This is a genomic window from Phocaeicola fibrisolvens, assembly GCF_025567125.1.
GTDB lineage: Bacteria > Bacteroidota > Bacteroidia > Bacteroidales > Bacteroidaceae > Phocaeicola > Phocaeicola fibrisolvens.
The window spans coordinates 1-21716 of sequence record NZ_JAOQJI010000036.1 but is presented as its reverse complement, the minus strand read 5'-3'; the positions used below and the strand labels follow the sequence as shown (position 1 = coordinate 21716).

Genomic DNA, 21716 nt, shown 5'->3' with positions numbered 1-21716 from the left:
CTGATGAAGTTGTGTTTACGAAGATGTGTCGTCTGTGTTGCCGTTTTTTCATTCCTATTTCAGCAGGAAGCGGAGTGTCTGTGCATCGCTGGAGGCCGCATCGTAGGAAAAACCTTCCCATTCAAAGGCTTTCAGCTGTTCCGGCTGTTCAATCCGATTTTTCAGGATGAAGCGGGTCATTTCGCCGCGGCACATCTTGGCATAGACTACCACGGTGGTGGGTTTCCCGTTCTTCAGGGTATAGAATTCGGGAGTAATGACCTGGACTTCCCGGCATACCTTTTCCCAATGGAACAGGTCTTTCATTTCGCTACTGGCCAGATTGACCAGGATACCTCCTTGCCGACGGACGGCTTCAATGAAGTAGTCGGTCAGAATCGGTTTCCAATAGTCGAACTGCGTCTGGTGCTGGTGTTCCGGCAGGCGGACATTCCCCTCCATCCGGTAGTTCCTGATGGCATCCAGCGGACGCAGCAGGCCATATAAGAAAGAGGTAATGAGCAGGTGCTGCTGGGCAAACTGGAAATCTTCCGTGGTAAAGTCGGCTGGATGGATGCGTTTGAACACCATACCCGTGTAGGCTAGCAGTGCCGGGAGAGACGGAGTGTCCGGTGAAAGAAAATCCTGGTAACGCAGGCGGTTCTCTGCGGCTAGCTTGGCATTCACTTTCAGCATCCGGCCCAGTTCCTCAGCAGTGAACTGGTTCATGTACAAGGCATTTTCCCGGGCTTCCTTCTGAAAATGAGGCACAGTGGTTTCGGGGAATTTTATCTTGGTGCGTGCCGTCATGGTTTTGGCACACGAAATGAAGGTCATCATATTGCAGGCTTGTTTTTTCGTTAAAACTCTTTACAAAGATAGGCTCCCCGGCGGATTTTCCATCGGTTTACGGTATCTTTGTCAGGATTTAACATTTACAAAAAGGAAAAAGACAATGAAAAGCGTACGAATCTGGAGCCTTCTGTGCCTGATTTGGATGGGGGTGCTGGCAGCCTCTGCACAGGATGCGGGAAAAGAAAAAATCAAAGTGGGAGATGCGATGCCAGCCATCACCCTCAGTTCGGAAGTGTATGGGAAAGTGACCCCGGCCGACTTGAAAGGTAAGGTGGTATTGGTGAGTCTGTTTGCTACGTGGTGCGGCCCTTGCCAGCTGGAACTGGCAGAAGTGCAGAAAACCTTGTGGCCGAAATACAAGGATTGCAAGGATTTCAAGCTGCTGGTTATCGGGCGGGAACATACCGATGCCGAGTTGAAGAAATACAACGAACGGAAAAAGTTTACCTTTCCGCTCTATCCGGACCCGAAGCGGGAAGTGTTCTCTCTGTTTGCCGACCAAAGTATTCCCCGTGCCTATCTGTTCGGAAAGGACGGCAAGTTGATTCGGGCTTCTGTCGGCTATACGAAAGCTGAATTTGAGGAGCTGATGAAAGCCATTGAAACGGCTCTGAAATAAGTAAAAAAAGGTATTGAAAAAACGCCTTTGCGTTTGGAGGAAAACGTAAGTTCGTTTTACCTGAAACGCCGAAGCGTTTTGCTTCAAACGTCGAAGCGTTTTATAGAACGTCAAAGCGTTTTTGTTCGAACGCTTTGACGTTTTTTTAGGTCGTCAAAAGTCTTCAGAAAATCTTCAAAAGACGTCAAAAGTCTACACTTTTCATTTGTATTCCTGCCAGCTCTTTATCTGGATGTCTTCCTGCTTCAGATGGCAGAAAGCCTCGATGAATGCCTTGGCTAGACGGGCGTTGGTAATCAGCGGAATGTTGTGGTCGATGGCCCCGCGGCGGATGCGGTATCCGTTGGTGAGTTCCCGTTTGGTATGGTTCTTCGGGATGTTCACAATCAGTTCGAATTTGTGTTCCGCAATCATCTTCATCACGTTGTTTTCGGCGTGCGGACGTTCATCGGGCCAGAACACCGGCGTGGTCGGAATGCCGTGCGAGTTCAGGAAGGCAGCCGTGCCGGCAGTGGCATAGATGTCGTATCCTTTCTGGTGCAGCATGTGGCTGGCATCCAGCAGGTCCACTTTCGATTTGGTGGCGCCGGAAGAGAAGAGCACCGATTTCTTCGGAATCTTGTAGCCTGTCGCAATCAGGGCGTTCAGCAAGGCTTCGTCAAAGTCGTCGCCCAGACAGCCTACTTCTCCCGTAGACGACATGTCGACACCCAGTACCGGGTCGGCATTCTGCAGACGGGCGAACGAGAACTGGGAGGCCTTGACTCCAATCCAGTCGATATCGAACGCCAGTTTGTCGGGACGCACGTACGGGGCATCGAGCATGATGCGGGTGGCCGTTTCGATGAAGTTGCGTTTCAACACCTTCGATACGAACGGGAAGCTGCGGGAAGCACGCAGGTTACATTCAATCACTTTCACGTCATTGTTCTTGGCCAGGTACTGGATGTTGAACGGACCCGAAATGTTGAGTTCCTTGGCAATCTTGCGGCTGATTTTCTTAATTTGGCGGGCCGTCGCAAAATAAATGTGCTGTGCGGGGAATACCAGGGTCGCGTCGCCGGAATGCACGCCGGCATATTCGATGTGTTCCGATATGGCGTATTCCACAATCTCTCCGTTCTGTGCTACGGCATCGAACTCGATTTCCTTGGTTTCCTGCATGAACTGCGATACGACCACCGGATATTCCTTGGACACCTCACTGGCCATTTGCAGGAAGCGTTCCAGTTCCTCCTGGTCGTAGCATACGTTCATGGCCGCTCCAGAGAGCACGTATGACGGACGAACCAATACCGGATATCCCACTTTCTTCACGAACTCTTTCACATCGTCCAAACTGGTCAGTTCCTGCCAGGCTGGTTGGTCGATACCCAACTGGTCGAGCATAGCCGAGAACTTGTTGCGGTTTTCCGCCCGGTCGATGGAAATCGGAGAGGTACCGAGTACCGGTACTGACTGGCGATATAGTTTCATGGCCAGGTTGTTCGGAATCTGTCCGCCTACGGAGACGATGACACCGCGCGGCTGTTCTAGGTCGATGACATCAAGTACCCGTTCGAAGGAAAGTTCATCAAAATACAGACGGTCGCATACGTCGTAGTCGGTAGACACCGTTTCCGGATTGTAGTTGATCATGATGGATTTGTATCCCAGCTTGCGGGCGGTTTGGATGGCATTCACCGAGCACCAGTCGAATTCCACGGACGAGCCGATGCGGTAGGCACCTGAACCGAGGACGATGACCGATTTCTCGTTCTTGTAATAATTGACATCGTGTCCTTCCACGGCATACGTCATATATAGGTAGTTGGTCAGTTCCGGATGTTCGGAAGCCACCGTGTTGATGCGTTTCACTGCCGGCAGGATACCCAGCTTCTTGCGGTAGGCACGTACTTGCAGGTTCTCTTTCTCCATATTTCCCTGCGTGGGTTTCAGTACGAAGCGGGCAATCTGGAAATCGGAGAAGCCCATCACCTTGGCCTGACGGAGCACCTCGGTCGGAAGTTCTTCAAGTGAGTTATATTCAGACAGCTTATGTTTGTAGTCGACAATGTTTTTCAGCTTGCCGATGAACCACGGGTCAATCTTGGTCAGTTCGTAGATGCGCTCGATGGAATAACCTTCTTCCAGCGCCTGTGCGATGGCAAAGATACGCAGGTCGGTCGGATTGGCCAGTTCATCGTCCAGGTTCGTGAAGCGGGTATGGTCATTGCCTACGAAGCCGTGCATGCCCTGACCAATCATACGCAGTCCTTTCTGGATAATCTCTTCAAACGTCCGTCCGATGGACATGATTTCGCCCACCGACTTCATGCTGGAGCCGATGCGGTGGGATACGCCGGCAAACTTGTTGAGGTCCCAGCGCGGAATCTTGCAAATCAGGTAATCCAGTTGCGGAGCCACATAGGCTGAGTTCGGGGTGCCCATCTCACCGATTTCATCCAATGTATAGCCCAGCGCAATCTTGGCGGCCACGAAAGCCAGCGGATAACCGGTGGCCTTGGAAGCCAGTGCCGATGAACGGCTCAGGCGGGCATTTACCTCAATGATACGGTAGTCGTTGGTTTCGGCGTGGAACGCATACTGGATGTTGCATTCTCCCACAATGTTCAGATGGCGGATACATTGCTTCGACAAATCTTGCAGCATGCTGACCTGTTCTTCGGTCAGTGAGCAGGTAGGCGCCACCACGATGGATTCTCCGGTATGGATGCCCAGCGGGTCGAAGTTTTCCATGCTGGCCACGGTAAAACAATGGTCGTTGGCATCGCGGATGACCTCGAACTCGATTTCTTTCCAGCCTTTCAGGGATTCTTCCACCAGAATCTGCGGAGAGAAGGTGAAGGCACTTTCAGCCAGTTCGATGAATTTTTCCTCATCGGGGCAGATACCGCTTCCCAGACCTCCCAGCGCATAAGCCGAACGGATCATGACCGGATAGCCGATAGACCGTGCGGCTTCGAGTGCATCCCGCATGTTTTCCACTGCCCGGCTGACAGGAGTCTTGAGGGGTACTTCGTTGAGTTTCTTGACAAACAGGTCGCGGTCTTCCGTGTACATGATGGCATCCACTGAAGTGCCCAGCACTTCCACACCATATTCTTTCAGCACACCTTTTTGGAAAAGTTCCGTACCGCAGTTCAGGGCTGTCTGTCCGCCGAAAGCCAGCAGAATACCGTCCGGACGTTCCTTCTTGATGATTTCAGTTACGAAATACGGAGTCACGGGCAGGAAGTAGACTTGGTCGGCAATGCCTTCCGAAGTCTGGATGGTGGCAATATTGGGATTGATAAGGACGGAGCGGATACCTTCTTCGCGCAATGCTTTCAAGGCCTGCGAACCTGAATAGTCGAACTCTCCGGCTTGTCCGATTTTCAGTGCGCCTGATCCGAGAACCAGGACTTTTTTCAATTCTTTCTTCATGGTTATAGATAAATTGGTGTTTTTCTCAAAGGTTGTTTGCGTCCGGCGGCTGTTTTTGTCGTTTGGGACTACTTGCAAAGAAACGATTTATTTTGAAGAAAACAAAGGATTTATATATCTTTGCTGCAATTTAGAAAGTAGAAACAATAGCTTGTAGTATGAAAAAAGAAAAGATTATTTTAACCGGTGATCGCCCTACCGGTAAATTACATATCGGCCACTACGTGGGTTCGTTGCGCCGACGTGTGGAATTGCAGAATTCAGGACTTTACGACAAAATCTTTGTGTTCGAGGCCGACGGACAGGCGTTGACCGACAACATTGACAATCCGGAAAAGGTGCGTCAGAACGTGATTGAAGTGGCATTGGACTATTTGTCTGTGGGACTTGATCCGGCAAAGTCTACTATTTTTATCCAGTCGCAGATTCCGGAACTGTGTGAATTGACGTTCTATTACATGGACTTGGTCACGGTATCCCGCTTGCAGCGTAATCCGACAGTGAAGACCGAAATCCAGATGCGTAATTTTGAAACGAGCATTCCGGTGGGCTTCTTTACTTATCCCATTAGTCAGGCTGCCGACATCACCGCCTTCAAGGCGACTACCGTACCGGTGGGAGAAGATCAGGAACCGATGATTGAACAGACGCGTGAAATTGTGCGTCGTTTCAATCATATCTATGGAGAAACGCTTGTGGAACCCGATATTTTGTTGCCAGACAATGCCGCTTGTCTGCGTTTGCCGGGAACGGACGGTAAGGCCAAGATGAGCAAGTCGTTGGGCAACTGCATCTATTTGTCGGATTCAGCAGACGAAGTGGCAAAGAAGGTGAAGAGCATGTACACCGACCCCACTCACATCAAGGTGAGCGACCCGGGTAAGCTGGAAGGCAACTGTGTATTCACGTATTTGGATGCCTTCTGCCGTCCGGAACACTTTGGCCGTTATTTGCCGGAATATGCCAGCTTGGATGAATTGAAGGCTCATTACACTCGTGGTGGACTAGGTGATATGAAGGTGAAGAAGTTCCTTGCTGCCGTAATGCAGGAAGAATTGGAACCGATTCGTGAGCGTCGTAAGGTATTTGAAAAGGACATTCCGGCTGTCTACGACATGCTGAAGAAAGGTTGTGAAGTAGCCCGTGAGGCAGCTGCACAGACGTTGGACGAGGTGCGCCGTGCCATGAAAATCAACTATTTTGACGATGCCGCACTGATTGAAGAGCAGGCAAAACGCTTCGCAGAGCAATAAGAATATGGAAATAGAGGAACTATATAACCGCTTTACGGAATGTAACGGACTGACGACCGACAGCCGCCATTGTCCGGAGGGTTCTATGTTTCTGGCCCTGAAAGGAGAAACATTCAATGGGAATGCCTTTGCCGCTCAGTCGTTGGCACAGGGTTGCCGCTATGCAGTGGTGGATGAACCGCAGTATGCTTCTCCCGAGAATCCACGGATTATTCTGGTGGACAACTGTCTGGAGACCTTACAGAAGCTGGCCAACTATCACCGCCGTCGGTTGGGTACCCGCATGATTGGGGTGACCGGTACGAACGGAAAAACCACCACGAAAGAACTGATTGCAACCGTGCTGGGCGAGAAGTTTAAGGTGCTTTACACGCAAGGAAACTTCAACAACCATATCGGAGTGCCGTTGACACTGTTGCGCCTGAAGCCGGAGCATGAGATGGCGGTCATCGAAATGGGGGCTAATCATCCGGGAGAAATCAAGACCTTGGTTCACATTGCCGAGCCGGACTACGGGATCATTACCAATGTGGGGAAGGCCCATCTTCAGGGATTCGGCTCTTTCGAAGGAGTCATTCGCACCAAAGGAGAATTGTATGATTTCTTGCGGGAAAAGGGAAATGCTACCATCTTCATCCAGAACGAGAATCCTTATCTGAACAAGATTGCTGCCGGCTTGACCTGCGTCCGTTACGGACAGACTCCGGGACTGGATGTGACGGGAAAAGTGGTAGCTTGTTCGCCGTTCCTGCATTTCAGCTGGACAGCCGAAGGAATCTCCCATGATGTACAGACGCATCTGATAGGGGCCTATAACTTGGACAATGCCTTGGCGGCTGTAGCCATTGGTCGTTATTTCGGAGTGGAGGATACAAAAATCTGTCACGCACTGTCTTCGTATGTGCCGCAGAACAATCGCTCGCAGCTGGTACATACCGCTTCCAATACCTTGATTGTGGATGCATACAATGCCAATCCCACCAGTATGATGGCGGCGTTGGAAAACTTCCGTCAGATGGAGGCGGCGCACAAGGTAGCAATTTTGGGTGACATGAAGGAACTCGGAGAAGGAAGTCACGAGGAACACCAGAAGGTGGTTGATTTCCTGAAAGAATGCGGATTTGAACGGGTGATGTTGGTTGGTCCGGAATTTGGAGGTACTGCCTCTTCCTTCGAGCATTATAAAGATGTGAAGGAAGTGGAAGCTCTGCTGGCAGCTCATCCCTTGCAAGGATGTTGTATCTTGGTAAAAGGCTCTAACAGCATGAAGTTGAGCGAGCTTCCAGCCAGTTTGTAATAAAAAGTCATTTATTTTAATAAAAGTCCATGTTTGAGAGGGAAATCTCTTGAATGTGGACTTTTTGTCTATTCTGAAAAATAGCATGCGGAGAGATAGAATAATTCGTCCAAAAAATGGATAATATTGTCACTTGCTTGTTTTTCTTCTTTCCTTGACGAAATTTTTATCCCTTCTTTTGATGCGAAAAGCCTATTTTTGTAACTGTACTTAATATGTAAACTATGAAGCGCATTTTTTTATGTTTGATAGGCATTTTCTTTTTGGGAACTCTTGCCGCACAACGTTTGGTAAAGGTGGGTGACGGATATAGCTCGACTTCAGTCAATACGACCGTATTCCGGAACAGCCCGCTGGTGACGGACAAGGGTACGCAATACATATCTTATTATGATGCGGACGGTTATTTGGTGGTAGGTAAACGTGCTTTGGGTATGGAGAACTGGACGTTGCATCGTAGCCAGTATAAAGGAAACGTGGCCGACGCACACAATGTCATCAGCATGATGGTAGACGGAGACGGCTATCTGCATCTTTCTTTTGACCACCATGGGCACAAATTGAATTATTGTCGGAGTACGGCTCCCGGAGCACTGACCTTGGGAGAAAAAGAGCCGATGACCGGGAAGGACGAGGATGATGTGACTTATCCGGAATTCTATCGGATGCCCAGCGGCGATTTGCTGTTTGCCTATCGTTCGGGAGCTTCCGGACGGGGAAATCTGGTGTTGAACCGTTATGACTTGAAGAGCCGCAAGTGGTCGCGTGTGCAGGATATCCTGATTGACGGGGAAAACCAGCGGAATGCGTATTGGCAGCTGTATATGGATGAGGCCGGAGTGATTCATCTGTCGTGGGTGTGGCGTGAAACGTGGATGGTGGAAACCAACCATGACCTTTGCTATGCATATTCTCCCGATGAAGGGAAAACGTGGTATAAGTCGACCGGCGAAAAATATACGCTTCCTATCCGGAAAGACAATGCGGAATATGCTTGTTACATTCCGCAGAACAGTGAGCTGATTAACCAGACCAGTATGAGTACCGATGCGGAAGGACATCCTTATATCGTGACTTATTGGAGGGATGCAGACAGTGAGGTGCCGCAGTACCGACTCGTGTGGAACGATGGCAAAGGCTGGCAGAACCGTCAGATAATGAACCGGTCACAAGGATTTACCTTGAAAGGCGGGGGAACAAAGATGATTCCGATTTCGCGTCCGCGCATTGCGGTGGATAAAGGAAAGGCTTATTTCGTGTTCCGCGATGCGGAGCGGGGAAGCAAGGTTTCAGTGGCTTATACGGAGAATGTGAAGTCGGGAGAATGGCAGGTGAAAGACCTGACCGATTTTTCTGTGGATGCCTGGGAACCCAGTTGTGACACGGAATTGTGGAAAACACAGAAAAGACTGCATGTGTTTGTGCAGGAAACCCATCAGGGAGACGGTGAAAAAGTGAAGGATTCAGCTGCTACCCCGGTATATGTATTGGAAGTAAATTAATCTCAAAATAAAACTATGAAACAAGTATGTAAATTTTTATTGGCTTGTGCGTTGGGTATATGGTCAGGATCGGCGGGTGCCAAGGACTCCGAAGCGGGTCAGGTCCGCAAGATGATTGACAAGGTGAACCAGCACTGGCAGGCCGAAAATTCACCGGAAGTACGTTCGTTCTGGGACAATGCCGTGTATCACACGGGAAACATGGAAGCTTATTTCCTGACTGGAAACGAGACGTACCGCACCTATTCGGAAACATGGGCAAACTACAATCAGTGGAAAGGAGCCAAGAGTGACAACCGTTCGGAATGGAAATACTCCTACGGAGAATCGGATGAATATGTACTTTTTGGCGATTATCAGATTTGCTTCCAGACGTATGTGGATTTATACAACCTGGCTCCGGAGGATTGGAAAATCCGCCGTGCCCGTGAGGTAATGGAATATCAGATGAGTACCTCACAGAACGATTACTGGTGGTGGAGCGATGCGCTCTACATGGCCATGCCGGTGATGACCAAACTGTATAAGGTGACGCACAATACGCTGTACTTGGATAAATTGTATGCGTATCTGCAATACTCTGACAGCATCATGTTCGACAAGGACGAAAACTTGTATTACCGCGATGCGAAATACATCTATCCGAAGCATAAAACAGCCAGCGGAAAGAAAGATTTCTGGGCCAGAGGAGATGCCTGGGTGCTGGCCGGACTGGCTAAGGTGTTGAAAGATATGCCGGAAGAATACAAGCATCATTCGTTCTTTGTGGAGAAGTTTCAGAAAATGGCGAAGGCCGTAGCCGCCATTCAGCAGCCGGAAGGCTATTGGACCCGCAGCATGATGGATCCGGATTTTGCCCCAGGACCGGAAACCAGTGGTACGGCGCTGTTCACATACGGATTTTTATGGGGAATCAACAATGGGTATTTAGGAAAAGATACATACATGCCGGTAGTGGAGAAGGCATGGAGCTATTTGTCAAAGAGAGCACTTCAGAAAGATGGTACGGTGGGCTATGTGCAGCCGATTGGCGAAAAAGCCATTCCCGGACAAGTGATTAACGCCAACTCTACGGCAAATTTCGGGGTGGGAGCATTTTTGCTGGCAGCCTGTGAATATGTACGTTATCTGGAAGCTCCTCAGGCTGCAGACCGTGTCTACTGGTGCAAGTTGGCTTACCAGATGGCGGCTCCGGTATTGCGCAACATGGCCAAAGGAGAATTGCAGAAGAACATGCAGCTGGAAGTCAGCCCTACTTGGGACGGACGCAACAAAAAAGTGGCTTACATGGAAACCTTCGGACGCCTGATGGCCGGTATCGCTCCTTGGCTCACGTTGCCGGATGACAATACGGAAGAAGGCAAGATGCGCAAGGAACTGCGTGAATGGGCGTTGAAGAGTTACGCCAACGCCGTGGACCCGCAGAGTCCGGATTATCTGCTGTGGCGTCAGGAAGGACAGACGCTGGTCGACGGTGCGTATGTGGCCGAAAGTTTCCTCCGTGCCTACGACCAGCTGTGGATGCCATTGGATGAAACCACTAAGAAACGCTATATCGAGGAATTCCAGCAGCTGCGTCGCATCGACCCTCCTTATACCAATTGGCTGCTTTTCTCGTCTACCATTGAAAGTTTCCTGGCTAAGGCGGGGGCACCGTTTGATGAATATCGGGTAAATTCTGCCATCCGTAAAGTGGAAGAGTGGTACACCGGCGACGGATGGTACTCAGACGGTCCATCTTTTGCATTTGATTATTACAGCAGTTACGTGTTCCATCCTATGTACCTGGAGACGCTCCAGGCCATGAAGGATGCCAAAGTGCGCAGCCGGATTGACTACGGAAAATATTATGACCGCGCGTTGAAGCGTGCCCAGAAATACAGTCTGATATTGGAACGTTTCATTTCACCGGAGGGAACTTTCCCCGTATTCGGTCGTTCCATCCCGTACCGTATGGCTACCATGCAGCCATTGGCCCTGATGGCTTGGTATCAGGAACTCCCGGCAGGGGTGACAGGGGCGCAGGTACGTTGTGCTTTGACTGCCGTGATGAAGCGTATGTTTGCTACTGGTCATAATTTTAATGAAGGTGGTTTCCTGACCATCGGTTTTACTGGTCGCCAGCCGAATGTAGCCGACTGGTACACCAACAACGGAAGCTTGTATATGACTTCTCTGGCTTTCCTGCCATTGGGACTTCCAGCTTCCCATCCTTTCTGGACCGATGCACCTCAGGAATGGACCAGCGTGCGGGCATGGGGTGAAAAACCGTTCCCGAAAGATCATCAATGGAAAGACGAAATCCGTACGTGGGATTTGTTTTAAGAGATTGGGGGCTGTGAGTAAATTGTGAAATGGCGGCGAATCTCTGGAATGGTGCGCGAGTTTCGTGTCTGTTCCTTGTCGTAAGAGTTTCGTCGCTATTCCCATATATGCCAGGATCAATCATTTATTTGTTAACCCAATAATTATGTGGATTTTATAAGAGACAAGCATAGGTATATTTTTTATTTTGCTGGGTTATTGTGTGGGGTTTGCAATATAGCCTCTCCTTTAAGGGTATAGAAAATGAAGGAAGTAAAGACCGTTCCGTTGGATTCCATCTGGTTAAGCGATTTCTGTATCTTGGCTAATCAATCTGGTCGCATGTATTATATGACGGGTACTGGAGGAATGTTATGGAAAAATAAGAACCTGAAACTTTGAGTAGGTCCGTATAAGGTGGTTCACACGGCCAAAAGATAATGGCTGATTTCTGTGTATAGCTATAAGGAGATGAAAGGAGTGTATATCCGGGTTCCTCATCTGTTTGAAGTGGACTTATTTGGAGATAAGTTGCAAGTCGGAAAAGAATACAAACCATAAATAACAAAAAATAGATAAAGATGAAAATGAAAAGACTTTGCCTTTTGGGATGTTTTTGCTTGTTATGGACAATGGTCTGCACGGCAGCAAATCCTAAGAAAATCCGGAGTGGAGAAATTTGGCCCGATAACCAAGGAGTGCACGTCAATGCCCATGGTGGAGGGGTGTTGTATCATGAAGGTAACTATTACTGGTATGGAGAGAATAAATCGGATACCACCAACAGTGCGATGGTAGGCATTATGTGTTATTCTTCTTCCAATCTGGTGGACTGGAAAAATGAAGGAGTTGCACTTCCGGTGGTAAAAGATGATGCGAACAGTGATATCGTGCAGGGCTGTATCATGGAACGTCCGAAAGTGATTTATAACCCGAAAACCAAAAAGTTTGTTATGTGGTTTCATCTGGAACTGAAAGGAAAAGGTTATGCGGCAGCCCGTTCGGCCGTGGCCGTTTCCGATACTCCGACAGGACCGTTCAAGTATATCCGTTCCGAACGCATCAATGCGGGGAAACTGCCTTTCGACATGACTGACGCGCAGCGTACCGCTTTGGATACCTTGGATGCGGAGAAATACAAGGAATGGTGGACACCGGCCTGGTATCAGGCGATTGACAAAGGTCTGTTCGTAAAACGCGATTTGGCGGGAGGGCAGATGGCACGCGATATGCAGTTGTTTGTCGATGACGACGGAAAGGCTTATCATATTTACTCCTCGGAAGACAATCTGACGTTACAGATTGCAGAACTGAGCGAGGATTTCCTGAGCCATACTGGCAAGTATGTGCGGGTGGCTCCTGCCGGCCACAATGAAGCTCCGGCTCTGTTTAAGAAAGACGGCATGTATTGGATGATTACCTCCGGATGTACAGGCTGGGCACCCAATGAGGCTCGCATGTTTTCCGCTCCCAGTATCTTAGGCCCGTGGACCAAGCATCCGAATCCCTGCCGGGGCCCGAAATCGGAAATTACGTTTGGCGGACAGAGTACGTATGTGCTTCCGGTTCTGGGAAAGAAAGACGCTTTTATCTTCATGGCCGATATCTGGCGTCCGAAGCATCCCAGTGATGCTCGCTACATTTGGTTGCCCATTCAGTTTGAGGAAGGTGTCCCTTATGTGGAATGGATGGACAGTTGGTCGCTTGATTTTTTTGATAATAAGCAATAATTCTTTTTTGCATAATAAAACCATAAAAGCCTGCAGGAAAAGTTTCCGGCAGGCTTTTATGGTTTAGATACGAGGACAGGTTAATTCTGTTTCCGTTTTAAATATTCCGTAGGCGCCATGCCATATTCATCTTTGAAACATTGACGGAAATAGGCCACACTGCTGAATCCGGTCAGGTCGGATACTTCAGCCAGTGAGTATTGGCCGCTGTTGATGAGCTCCATCCCCTTTTTCATCTTGATTTTCCGGACAAATTCATTGACCGACATCTCCATCAGGCCCTTGATTTTCCGGTAAAGAGTGGAATGGCTCATGCACATTTTATCGGCGATAAAGGCCACATCCATTTTTTCCATGCTCAGGTTTTCTTCGATGATGGCCGTCACTTTGTTCAGAAACTCCTGGTCCAGTTTGTTTAGGTTTTTCCGTTCATTTTCAATGTGCTTCTGCTCGCTTTCCGTTTCCGGTATCGAGGTAATGACTCCCGCAATTTTACGTCGGTTTTCCAGAATGTTGTTGATACGGCTGTTCAGCAAGCGGGCACTGAACGGTTTGGTGATGAATGAGTCGGCTCCTGCGGCATACCCTTCTTCTTTGTCTTGTAGCGTATCTTTTGCCGTGAGCAGGATGACCGGAATATGGCTGGTACGCATATCCTCCTTGATGTGGCGGCACAGTTCTATGCCATCCATTACAGGCATCATGATGTCGCTGATAACGATGTTCGGTATCCGATTCTGGGTTATTTCCCATCCTTCCTTTCCGTCGGCAGCAGTCAGTACCTCATACATTTCTTTAAAAGAGCAGCGTATGTATTCCCGGATATCCCGGTTATCTTCTACCACCAAAATAATCGGTTTCCCTTCTTCCGATTCGGCTGTCGGTACATTAGCCGATTCCTCTTTCTTATGCTTGCTTGTTTCTTGTATGACCTGATGTTCCGCATTGGGATAAGTGTTTTCCGTCAGCAGTTTCAGGGTAAAGCGGCTTCCTTTTTCCACTTCACTTTCCACTTCGATGGTAGCCTGATGCAAATCGGCCAATGATTTGACCAGTGCCAGGCCGATACCCGATCCGGAAGCTTGGTATTTGCCTTGTCCCTGATAATATCGCTCGAAGATGTGATTGAGCGATTCCTTGGAGATTCCATGTCCCGTGTCTTCCACGCTGATGGTGGTGTATTTCACCCCATTTTCCTCACAATTTCCAATGCCGAGCGTAATTGTCCCCTTAGGAGTGTATTTTAGAGCGTTCGACATTAGATTATCGATGATGATGGTGATGATTTCCCTGTCATAGTAGAGTTTACCTTCCTCGCCGTCTGTTTTTATTTGAATGTCCACGTTCGGATTTTGGTTAAGTTCTTTGTATTTGATGCCGATTTCTTGTACGAGTATAGCTAGGTGGTTGTAGGCTACTTTCAGCTTTCTGTTTTCTGTTTCCGTTTTCCTGAATTCCAGAATCTGGTTGATTAGGTTCAGCAGCCGGTTGGCGCTGTCGCGTACAAGGCTGATTTTGTTGGCTTGTCGTGCCGACAAGGTCTTGTCGGCCAGCAGATCCTCTAAGGGACCAAGTATTAGTGTCAGTGGGGTACGTAGTTCGTGCGTGATGTTCGTATAAAAGCGCAATCGTTCATTATTGAGCTTCTGGTCATTTTCATGTTGGTGATGCTCAAGGTTCAGACGGCTTTCCAGTTCCAGTTTACGCTTGTAGAAGCGTACGATGGCAAATAAGATGACAGCGACTACAATCAGGTAGCATAGTTTGGCATACCATGTCAGCCAGAATGGTGGAGTGATGACGACATGGATGGATGTGAATTCATCTCCCCATGGCTGGTTCCGCATTTTCGCCTTGACTTTAAAGGTGTATTCTCCGGGTTGCAGGTTACGGAACGTAATCCGGTTCTCACTGCCTGTTTCAAACCACGTTTTCCCCAAGCCTTCCATGTTGTAGGCATATTCCACTTGTGGACATTGTGTGTAGTCCATTACGCTGAAGGTGAGGGTGAAAGTACTGTTTTGATAGGATAATCTCACCTCATCGTTTATTATCGGTGCAATGGAGCCTTGACTGTCGGTTTCAGAATGTCCGTAGCTTGTGACACCGGTGATTCTGACCGGAGCAACCTGTACATTTTCTTCGATACGTTCCGGGTTGAAATAGCAGACTCCGTTTTGTGAGCCAAAGAATAAATTCCCATTTTTGTCCTTGCATACAGAGCCATCCATGAAATCTCCTCTGGGGACACCTTGGTGCCAGGTATAGTTCAGGAATCTTTTTTCATCACTTTTCCATTGTGAAATGCCTGCATTGGTGCTGATCCAGATTTCCCCTTTATTGTCTTCCATGATAGCCCGTACGTTTTCGTCAATCAGTCCTTGTTCCTGTCCAAGCACTTCAAGTTGGGGGTTGGAGGTATCACTGATGTGTACGATACCTGCCCGGGTAGTAGCCCACAAGCCGCCTTTCTTGTCCATGTATAATGAGTTGACGGCATTGGATGCCATGCCATTGGAAGTGTCAAAACGCATGATTCGTTTTCCTTCAGGTGAAAAGACAATCAGTCCTTTGCCGAAGGTACCCAGCCAGAGTTTCCCTTGCCGGTCTTTCTGGATGCCATGTACCATGAGGTCGGGCAACTGTGCATTGATTTCCTTTTCTTCTGTGATTTTATCGTTTTCCCATGCGTAAAGTCCGTTTTGGGTGCCAATCCAGAGTTTGTGATTGTCTTCATAAAAGCAGCGGACGTCCACGTTTCTGCCTGTCATGGGGATACGGTTGATTGCTCCGGACTGTGGGTTGCATGTAAGCACTCCATCTTTGTATAGTCCTAGCCATAGTAGACCTTTTTTATCCTTGAAAATGACAGATACATGTGTATGAGGATTCGCTTTTCCTTCCAATGAAAGAATTTTTTGTAGCTCCATGTCTGTGTTAAATAAAGCCACTTCATCTTCTCCTCCAATCCAGATGCGAGATTCGTTATCAATTGTAAGTCCCCAGACTTGTTTCTCTGTTAAAGATCCGTCTTTCAGCATATTATATGCCAGCGTCTGAAAAGCAGGACGGTTGTAACTTAGAAAGTCTACTCCTCCACGGTAATTTCCTAGCCAGATATTTCCAAAGGAATCCTGTAGAAAACTCTTGACATTGGGAGAGGAAACTCCATGCAGATTATTGGTAACTCGGATATTCTGGAAATGTGTGTTTTCTGGTGTGGTGAACACATTGTCATTCACGTCAAGAATACTGACTCCTCCCATTTGTGTGCATACCCATAGTTTTCCATCCCAGCTTTCTCCAATGTCATTTACCTGATTAGATAGAAGTGAATAAGGATTACCTTTTTGGTGCTGGAAGGAAATAAACTGTTCCTTCTGAGGATTGAACAATGCCAGTCCGTCTCCTGTGCCTACCCATATCGTATTTGCTTTGCTGATGAAGATACAGCGTACGGTGTTGTTGGGAATACTATGGGGGTCATCAGGATTATGTTGATAAGTTTTGGCGGTTCGATGTTTGATATCGATGACTGCCAGTCCACCATCCTGAAGTCCTACATAAAGATGACCGTTCCCGTCGTCTTTTGCACACCAGAAGTGTCCTGAAAGTCCTTTTATATCTTGGGCTTTGTAATGTGTGATGGTCTTGTCCTGGTTGCTGTAATAATCTATTCCTAGATGATAATGCGTAATCCATATTCCTCCATCAGCTGCTGCACTTAGGTCGGTGATGTCTTGGGTTATCATACCGGGTACACCGTAGGGGGTGAAGGTTTGTGTTTCACAGTTAAAGATACTGATGCCGTTGCGTTGTGTGCCAATCCAGATGGTATTGTCGGCCTTATTGTAGAATAATACATTTAATGCATTGCTTCCAAGTACGGAATATTCTGAGTTGTAAGGGGTAAAATTAATTCCGTCGAATTTGCATAATCCGGATTCAGAAGCAAGCCAGATATTACCTTGGTTGTCTTGGATAATATCTACGATATAGTTGCTGACCATCCCCTCTGTCATTGTCAATCGCTTGAATGTATATTCTGGTTCACCGTGTATAGACAGACACCATTCGCAAATAAAAAAAAGAAGAAAGAAGAGTTGCTTTTTCATGGATTACGATTTTAAAACAAAAGTACAATAAACTCCGTGATTGTAACCTGGGTAGATGAAAAAATACTGTGTATCCGAGTAAAACAGACGAATTTTTCTAGGTTATGACGAATTTTTACGATGGGGTCTAAGAATAAAAATTAGAAATCTTCAATCATTTGGAACGTGTACATCACCTGTTGAAGGCGTTTTGACAGAAAAATAAAAGGATAAATGTGGGGGAAACGAGAGAAAAAAACAGGAGAAATTTTTATATTTTTCATGTGGAAAACATTGGTTTCTCGAACGGGAAACATACGGTTTCCACGGGGGAAACGTAGGCCTCTTACAGGGAAAACATAGAAGATACAACGCCGTTTTGGGATTAGTCTCTAGGGATTTTCCCCTTGACTTAAAGGAAGACCTGAAGGCATTTGTCGAGTAGTCTCGTTGGAGAGGAGTAGGTTTTTTACAATAAGGTATAAATTTGTATAAATGACTTATTTTTATTTTCTCGGTTGAAGAGAATGACGAAAAAAATGATGCATTTGCTCATTTTTTTATCTTTTGCTTACTTAATATAATATAATTTTGCCCTCGTAAAATCTAATTAATTTGAAAAGCAATGAAGATAGATTTAGTAAGAAACAATCGGAAAGCATTATTCGCTTTGCTGCTTTGTTCGGGATTTATTGCTACCCATCCGTTAGCTGCAATGGCAAGCAATAATGAAGTTCAAGCTACTCAACAATCAAATTTGAAAGTATCAGGTATTGTAAAGGACAATATGGGAGAGCCTGTAATTGGAGCCAGTATTGCCGTGAAAGGGGGAACTACAGGTACTATATCTGATATTGATGGTAAGTTTACATTAAATGTATCTAAAGGAGCTGTAATCGAAGTTTCTTTTATCGGTTACAAGACTCAGGAGTTTAAGATTGATTCTTCAAAAGAATTGAACATCGTATTGAAGGACGATGCCGAAATGCTGCAAGAAGTAGTGGTTGTCGGTTATGGTACCATGCGTAAGAAAGACCTTACTGGTTCAGTAGTACAGATTAATCCGACCAAACTTGCCGACCAGAATCCGACTTCAGTGCAGGATGTGTTGCGTGGTACACCGGGTTTGCAGATTGGTTATGATGCTTCTGCGAAAGGTTCAGATGCTTCTATCCAATTGCGTGGTCAGAACTCTTTAGGAACCAATGCCAGTCCGATGATTGTGTTAGATGGTATGCCTTTCTATGGTGAGCTTTCTGAAATTAATCCGGACGATATTGCACAGATTGATGTGTTGAAAGATGCTTCTTCTGCGGCTATCTATGGTGCCAAGGCTGCTGCGGGTGTTATTATCATTACTACAAAGAAAGGTAAGGAAGGAAAACCTGTTATTAATGTAAGTGCAAACCTTTCGGTAGTTAATAAATCTGATTACCGCGACTATTATGATGCTGCTGGATATCTTAAATTCCATCAGGATTGGCGTAAAATGTATTATACCTATGGCCAGGGAGAAGATGACTTGTATGGCTATTATCAAGCAAAAGATGAAAATGGAAACTTGTTGTATCCACAGGGATATTATGATGATCCTCGTCTTATGACTCCAGAAGAGCAGAGCGCTTGGGCTACTAATATTGGAACAAGTGGTATTGGACTTGCTGAAGGTGAATCTGTATTAAGTCTGTTTGCTCGTCGTTTGGAATTCAATAATGCTCCGATGATGATGGATAATTTCTTGAATGGACGTATGGTCGATTGGAATGATGCCACATTCCGTACCGGATTCAATCAAGATTATAATGCTAGTATTTCAGGTGCTACTGAACGTGTGAACTACTACTTCTCACTGGGGTATGTGAACAATGAAGGTGCCGTACAGGGGAATGAATACAATGCATTCCGTTCAAACATGAAAATCAATGCGAAAATCACAGATTGGTTGGAAGTAGGTGCCAATGTGAACTTCCAGGATCGTTCAGACGGCGATATTCAGGTTTCGTTGGGAAGCAATTATTGGGATGCCAATATGTTGCGTAACTCTCCATACGCTTCTATGTATGATGAGGATGGAAATTATGAACAATATCCTATGTCTGGTAAGCCTTCTAATGGTGGTTATAACTACTATTTTGACCGTCAATACTATGACCTGGAAAAAGGCTATACGGTATTGAATACAATTTTCAATGCCAAAATCACTTTGCCGGCAGGTTTCACTTATTCATTTAATATTGCTCCTCGATACCAGTGGTATTATGACCGTTATTGGATGTCTGCCGATCTGCCTGATGCATCTGCATCTAGCCGAGGAGTAAATCGCGGATGGAGTAAGAATTTTGACTGGAACTTGAATAACACTATTACATGGGACAAGACATTCGGCGATCACCATTTTACTGCTACATTAGTACAGGAAGCAGAAGAGCACCGTTATTGGAGTGATAATATCAATGCACGTAATATTACTCCGAGTGACGCTTTGGGCTTCCACTATACATCGGGTGCTAACAAGAGTCAGAGTAGTTTCAGTACCAACGATACACACTATACGGCAGCTTCTTATCTTGGTCGTTTGTTCTATGGATTGAAAGACCGTTATATGATAACTGGAACTTTCCGTCGTGATGGTTATTCTGGTTTTGGTGCTAATAATCCATGGGGTAACTTCGGTTCTGTGGGTGTTAGCTGGGTATTCTCTGAAGAAAAATTCATGTCTGCCACTCGCGACTGGTTCGATATGGGTAAGTTACGTTTGTCATGGGGTACCAACGGTAACCGTGAATTCGGTGATGTATATTCTACATTGGCTAACTTGGCTTTGGCAGGAGGAAACATGGTGTACTACCAGAATGGTAATTCCAATGTGGTTAATCCGCTTTATATGAGCCGCCTGGCTGCTCCTAACTTGGAATGGGAAAAGACAAAAGCATGGAACGTTGGTTTGGACCTTTCTTTCTTTAACGGAAGATTGACAGCCAACATGGATTATTATTTCAAGAAGACCACTGATATGATTATGAGTCAGCGTCTGCCGAGCTTCTCTGGATTTGGATCTATTATGGCTAACTTGGGTGAAGTACAGAACCAAGGCTTTGAAATTGCACTTAATTCTACCAATATTCAGAACAAGGACTTTACTTGGAATACTTCTGTAGGTTTCTCTATTAATAAGAACAAGATCAACCACATCTACTACGACTATGATGAAAACGGAGTAGAAAAGGATGATACATCTAACGGATGGTTTATTGGACAGCCTATTGGTACCATTTGGTATTATGAAACAGATGGTGTATGGCAGAACACACCGGAAGACATCAAGGCTGCCGCACTGGTAGGACAGAAACCAGGTGACCCGAAGGTTATAAACCATTATACAGAAGATGACCAAATTTTGGAAGATGGAACTCGTATTCCGGTATATAACGATAACGATAAAGTATATCAAGGTACTACAGCTCCTCCTATCTATTGGAACATGCGCAACGACTTCACTTTGTGGAAAGATTTGACACTCTCTATTTCATTGTACTCATACATGGGACACAAGAGCCGTGCTGGCTACTGGTTGAATCAGGAAAACGGAGGTTCACAGGTAACAAACGGATTTAACGTAGCTGCCAGAGAGTATTGGACACCAGATAACCCGACAAATGATTACTGTCGTCTAAATGCTGCAGGACCTAACACTGGCTTGGCTGGAGGTGTTGATAAAGTTTATAACCGTAGCTTTGTTCGTTTGGATGACATCACTATCGGTTATACGTTGCCGAAAAAATGGACACATAAGTTTATGGTAGACCGTATTCGTTTAACTGCCACTTGCAAGAATGTTTGTACGATTGACGGTTGGGAATACGGCGATCCGGAAACTGGCGGATTGGCTACCCGTTCCTTTAACTTTGGTATTAACGTAACACTCTAATTACTGAAAAAACATTATGAAAACATTAAATACACTATTTACAAAAGGATGTATGGTGCTGGCTTCAGCTGCGCTGCTTACTACTGGATGTACGGATGATTTCCTGAAGCAAGACCCGCTGTCATTCTATAATCCTGAAAATACCTATACAACCGAATCAGGATTGCAGGCTGCTATGGCGATGTGTGACTATGGCTTGAAAGAAATGTTGATGGATGGTAATGGAAACGTACTTCCTATGGCTTCTCTTTATTTCATGACTGATTTGGGTCTGTATGCCAAAACAGATGCAGGCGATATGCAGGATGATTTTGCCAACAAGATTACTCCGACTTCTGGTATGAAAGGGGGAGGTGATGAAAATGCTATGTCACGTTTTTGGGACCGTACCTGGAACAGCGTCACTTTTGCAAATACCATCATTTCCAATGTGGATAAGGTAGAAGGCTTGGATCCAACTTTGCGTGACGAATATCTGGGCCGTGCTTATTTCCACCGTGCTTATGCTTACTATCATGGGGTATTGCTGTTTGGTGATATTCCTTTGATTACAAAACTGATTGAAGTTCCTAAGCAGAACTATAAATCAACCAGCAAGGAAGCCATTTTCCAAATGTTGGTTCATGATTTGGAATTTGCTGTCATTAGTGTCCACTAAAAAATCATAGTAGTTCTTTGAAATTATTGAGATTCAATTTGTTATGAGTAATTTTGGGGAGAACGGATTTG

Annotated in this window: 10 protein-coding genes and 2 pseudogenes; 9 read left to right on the top strand and 3 right to left on the bottom strand. The window is 46.5% G+C overall.

The window, feature by feature from the left end; genetic code table 11:
• Positions 1–54: 54 nt before the first annotated feature.
• Positions 55–819 (bottom strand): peroxide stress protein YaaA, encoded by a 765-nt coding sequence (yaaA, locus tag OCV81_RS13055; protein WP_148330381.1) that lies wholly within the window; start codon positions 817–819, stop codon positions 55–57.
• A 115-nt stretch (positions 820–934) separates the two neighbouring features.
• Here yaaA and OCV81_RS13050 point away from each other — a divergent pair, with 115 nt between their 5' ends.
• Positions 935–1453, top strand: coding sequence for a TlpA family protein disulfide reductase (locus OCV81_RS13050; RefSeq protein WP_148330379.1), 519 nt, complete (start codon positions 935–937; stop codon positions 1451–1453).
• 201 nt (positions 1454–1654) lie between these two features.
• On the opposite strand, the gene carB is transcribed toward OCV81_RS13050, so the two are convergent.
• On the bottom strand, positions 1655–4879 hold the full coding sequence (carB, locus tag OCV81_RS13045) for a carbamoyl-phosphate synthase (glutamine-hydrolyzing) large subunit (RefSeq protein ID WP_148330378.1): 3225 nt from the start codon (positions 4877–4879) through the stop codon (positions 1655–1657).
• A gap of 158 nt (positions 4880–5037) precedes the next feature.
• On the opposite strand from carB, the gene trpS reads away from it, so the two are divergent.
• The 6 genes and pseudogenes from trpS to OCV81_RS13010 all read left to right on the top strand — a co-directional run bounded on the left by trpS (position 5038) and on the right by OCV81_RS13010 (position 12965).
• Complete coding sequence (gene trpS / locus OCV81_RS13040) at positions 5038–6132, top strand: tryptophan--tRNA ligase (RefSeq protein ID WP_022355060.1); 1095 nt, start codon at positions 5038–5040, stop codon at positions 6130–6132.
• A 4-nt stretch (positions 6133–6136) separates the two neighbouring features.
• Positions 6137–7429 (top strand): UDP-N-acetylmuramoyl-tripeptide--D-alanyl-D-alanine ligase, encoded by a 1293-nt coding sequence (locus OCV81_RS13035; RefSeq protein WP_148330376.1) that lies wholly within the window; start codon positions 6137–6139, stop codon positions 7427–7429.
• 224 nt (positions 7430–7653) lie between these two features.
• The gene (locus tag OCV81_RS13030) at positions 7654–8931 is read left to right on the top strand and encodes an alpha-l-rhamnosidase (RefSeq protein WP_148330374.1); all 1278 of its coding nucleotides are present in this window, start codon (positions 7654–7656) and stop codon (positions 8929–8931) included.
• Positions 8932–8946: 15 nt separating this feature from the next.
• Positions 8947–11256, top strand: a complete 2310-nt coding sequence (locus OCV81_RS17775; RefSeq protein ID WP_148330372.1) for a DUF2264 domain-containing protein — start codon at positions 8947–8949, stop codon at positions 11254–11256.
• A gap of 255 nt (positions 11257–11511) precedes the next feature.
• Positions 11512–11634 (top strand): annotated as a pseudogene (locus OCV81_RS13015) (glycoside hydrolase family 43 protein); the annotation flags it as partial.
• A 182-nt stretch (positions 11635–11816) separates the two neighbouring features.
• The gene (locus OCV81_RS13010; RefSeq protein ID WP_394802544.1) at positions 11817–12965 is read left to right on the top strand and encodes a glycoside hydrolase family 43 protein; all 1149 of its coding nucleotides are present in this window, start codon (positions 11817–11819) and stop codon (positions 12963–12965) included.
• Between the two features lie 80 nt (positions 12966–13045).
• Here the strand turns inward: OCV81_RS13010 and OCV81_RS13005 are convergent, their stop codons facing one another.
• Positions 13046–17080: a hybrid sensor histidine kinase/response regulator transcription factor gene (locus OCV81_RS13005; protein WP_262640361.1), complete on the bottom strand. Its 4035-nt coding sequence runs from the start codon at positions 17078–17080 to the stop codon at positions 13046–13048.
• A 604-nt stretch (positions 17081–17684) separates the two neighbouring features.
• Between OCV81_RS13005 and OCV81_RS13000 the strand changes: the two genes are divergently transcribed.
• Together OCV81_RS13000 and OCV81_RS12995 are read left to right on the top strand one after the other, a co-directional pair.
• The gene (locus OCV81_RS13000; protein ID WP_148330368.1) at positions 17685–20987 is read left to right on the top strand and encodes a SusC/RagA family TonB-linked outer membrane protein; all 3303 of its coding nucleotides are present in this window, start codon (positions 17685–17687) and stop codon (positions 20985–20987) included.
• 16 nt (positions 20988–21003) lie between these two features.
• Positions 21004–21630, top strand: a pseudogene (locus OCV81_RS12995) (RagB/SusD family nutrient uptake outer membrane protein); the annotation flags it as partial.
• Positions 21631–21716 lie beyond the last annotated feature (86 nt).

What these genes read in the sequence shown, in the direction of transcription:
- yaaA (WP_148330381.1), bottom strand. Translation starts at nt 819, where the DNA reads ATGATGACCTTCATTTCGTGTGCCAAAACCATGACGGCACGCACCAAG.
- OCV81_RS13050 (WP_148330379.1), top strand. Translation starts at nt 935, where the DNA reads ATGAAAAGCGTACGAATCTGGAGCCTTCTGTGCCTGATTTGGATGGGG.
- carB (WP_148330378.1), bottom strand. Translation starts at nt 4,879, where the DNA reads ATGAAGAAAGAATTGAAAAAAGTCCTGGTTCTCGGATCAGGCGCACTG.
- trpS (WP_022355060.1), top strand. Translation starts at nt 5,038, where the DNA reads ATGAAAAAAGAAAAGATTATTTTAACCGGTGATCGCCCTACCGGTAAA.
- OCV81_RS13035 (WP_148330376.1), top strand. Translation starts at nt 6,137, where the DNA reads ATGGAAATAGAGGAACTATATAACCGCTTTACGGAATGTAACGGACTG.
- OCV81_RS13030 (WP_148330374.1), top strand. Translation starts at nt 7,654, where the DNA reads ATGAAGCGCATTTTTTTATGTTTGATAGGCATTTTCTTTTTGGGAACT.
- OCV81_RS17775 (WP_148330372.1), top strand. Translation starts at nt 8,947, where the DNA reads ATGAAACAAGTATGTAAATTTTTATTGGCTTGTGCGTTGGGTATATGG.
- OCV81_RS13010 (WP_394802544.1), top strand. Translation starts at nt 11,817, where the DNA reads ATGAAAATGAAAAGACTTTGCCTTTTGGGATGTTTTTGCTTGTTATGG.
- OCV81_RS13005 (WP_262640361.1), bottom strand. Translation starts at nt 17,080, where the DNA reads ATGAAAAAGCAACTCTTCTTTCTTCTTTTTTTTATTTGCGAATGGTGT.
- OCV81_RS13000 (WP_148330368.1), top strand. Translation starts at nt 17,685, where the DNA reads ATGAAGATAGATTTAGTAAGAAACAATCGGAAAGCATTATTCGCTTTG.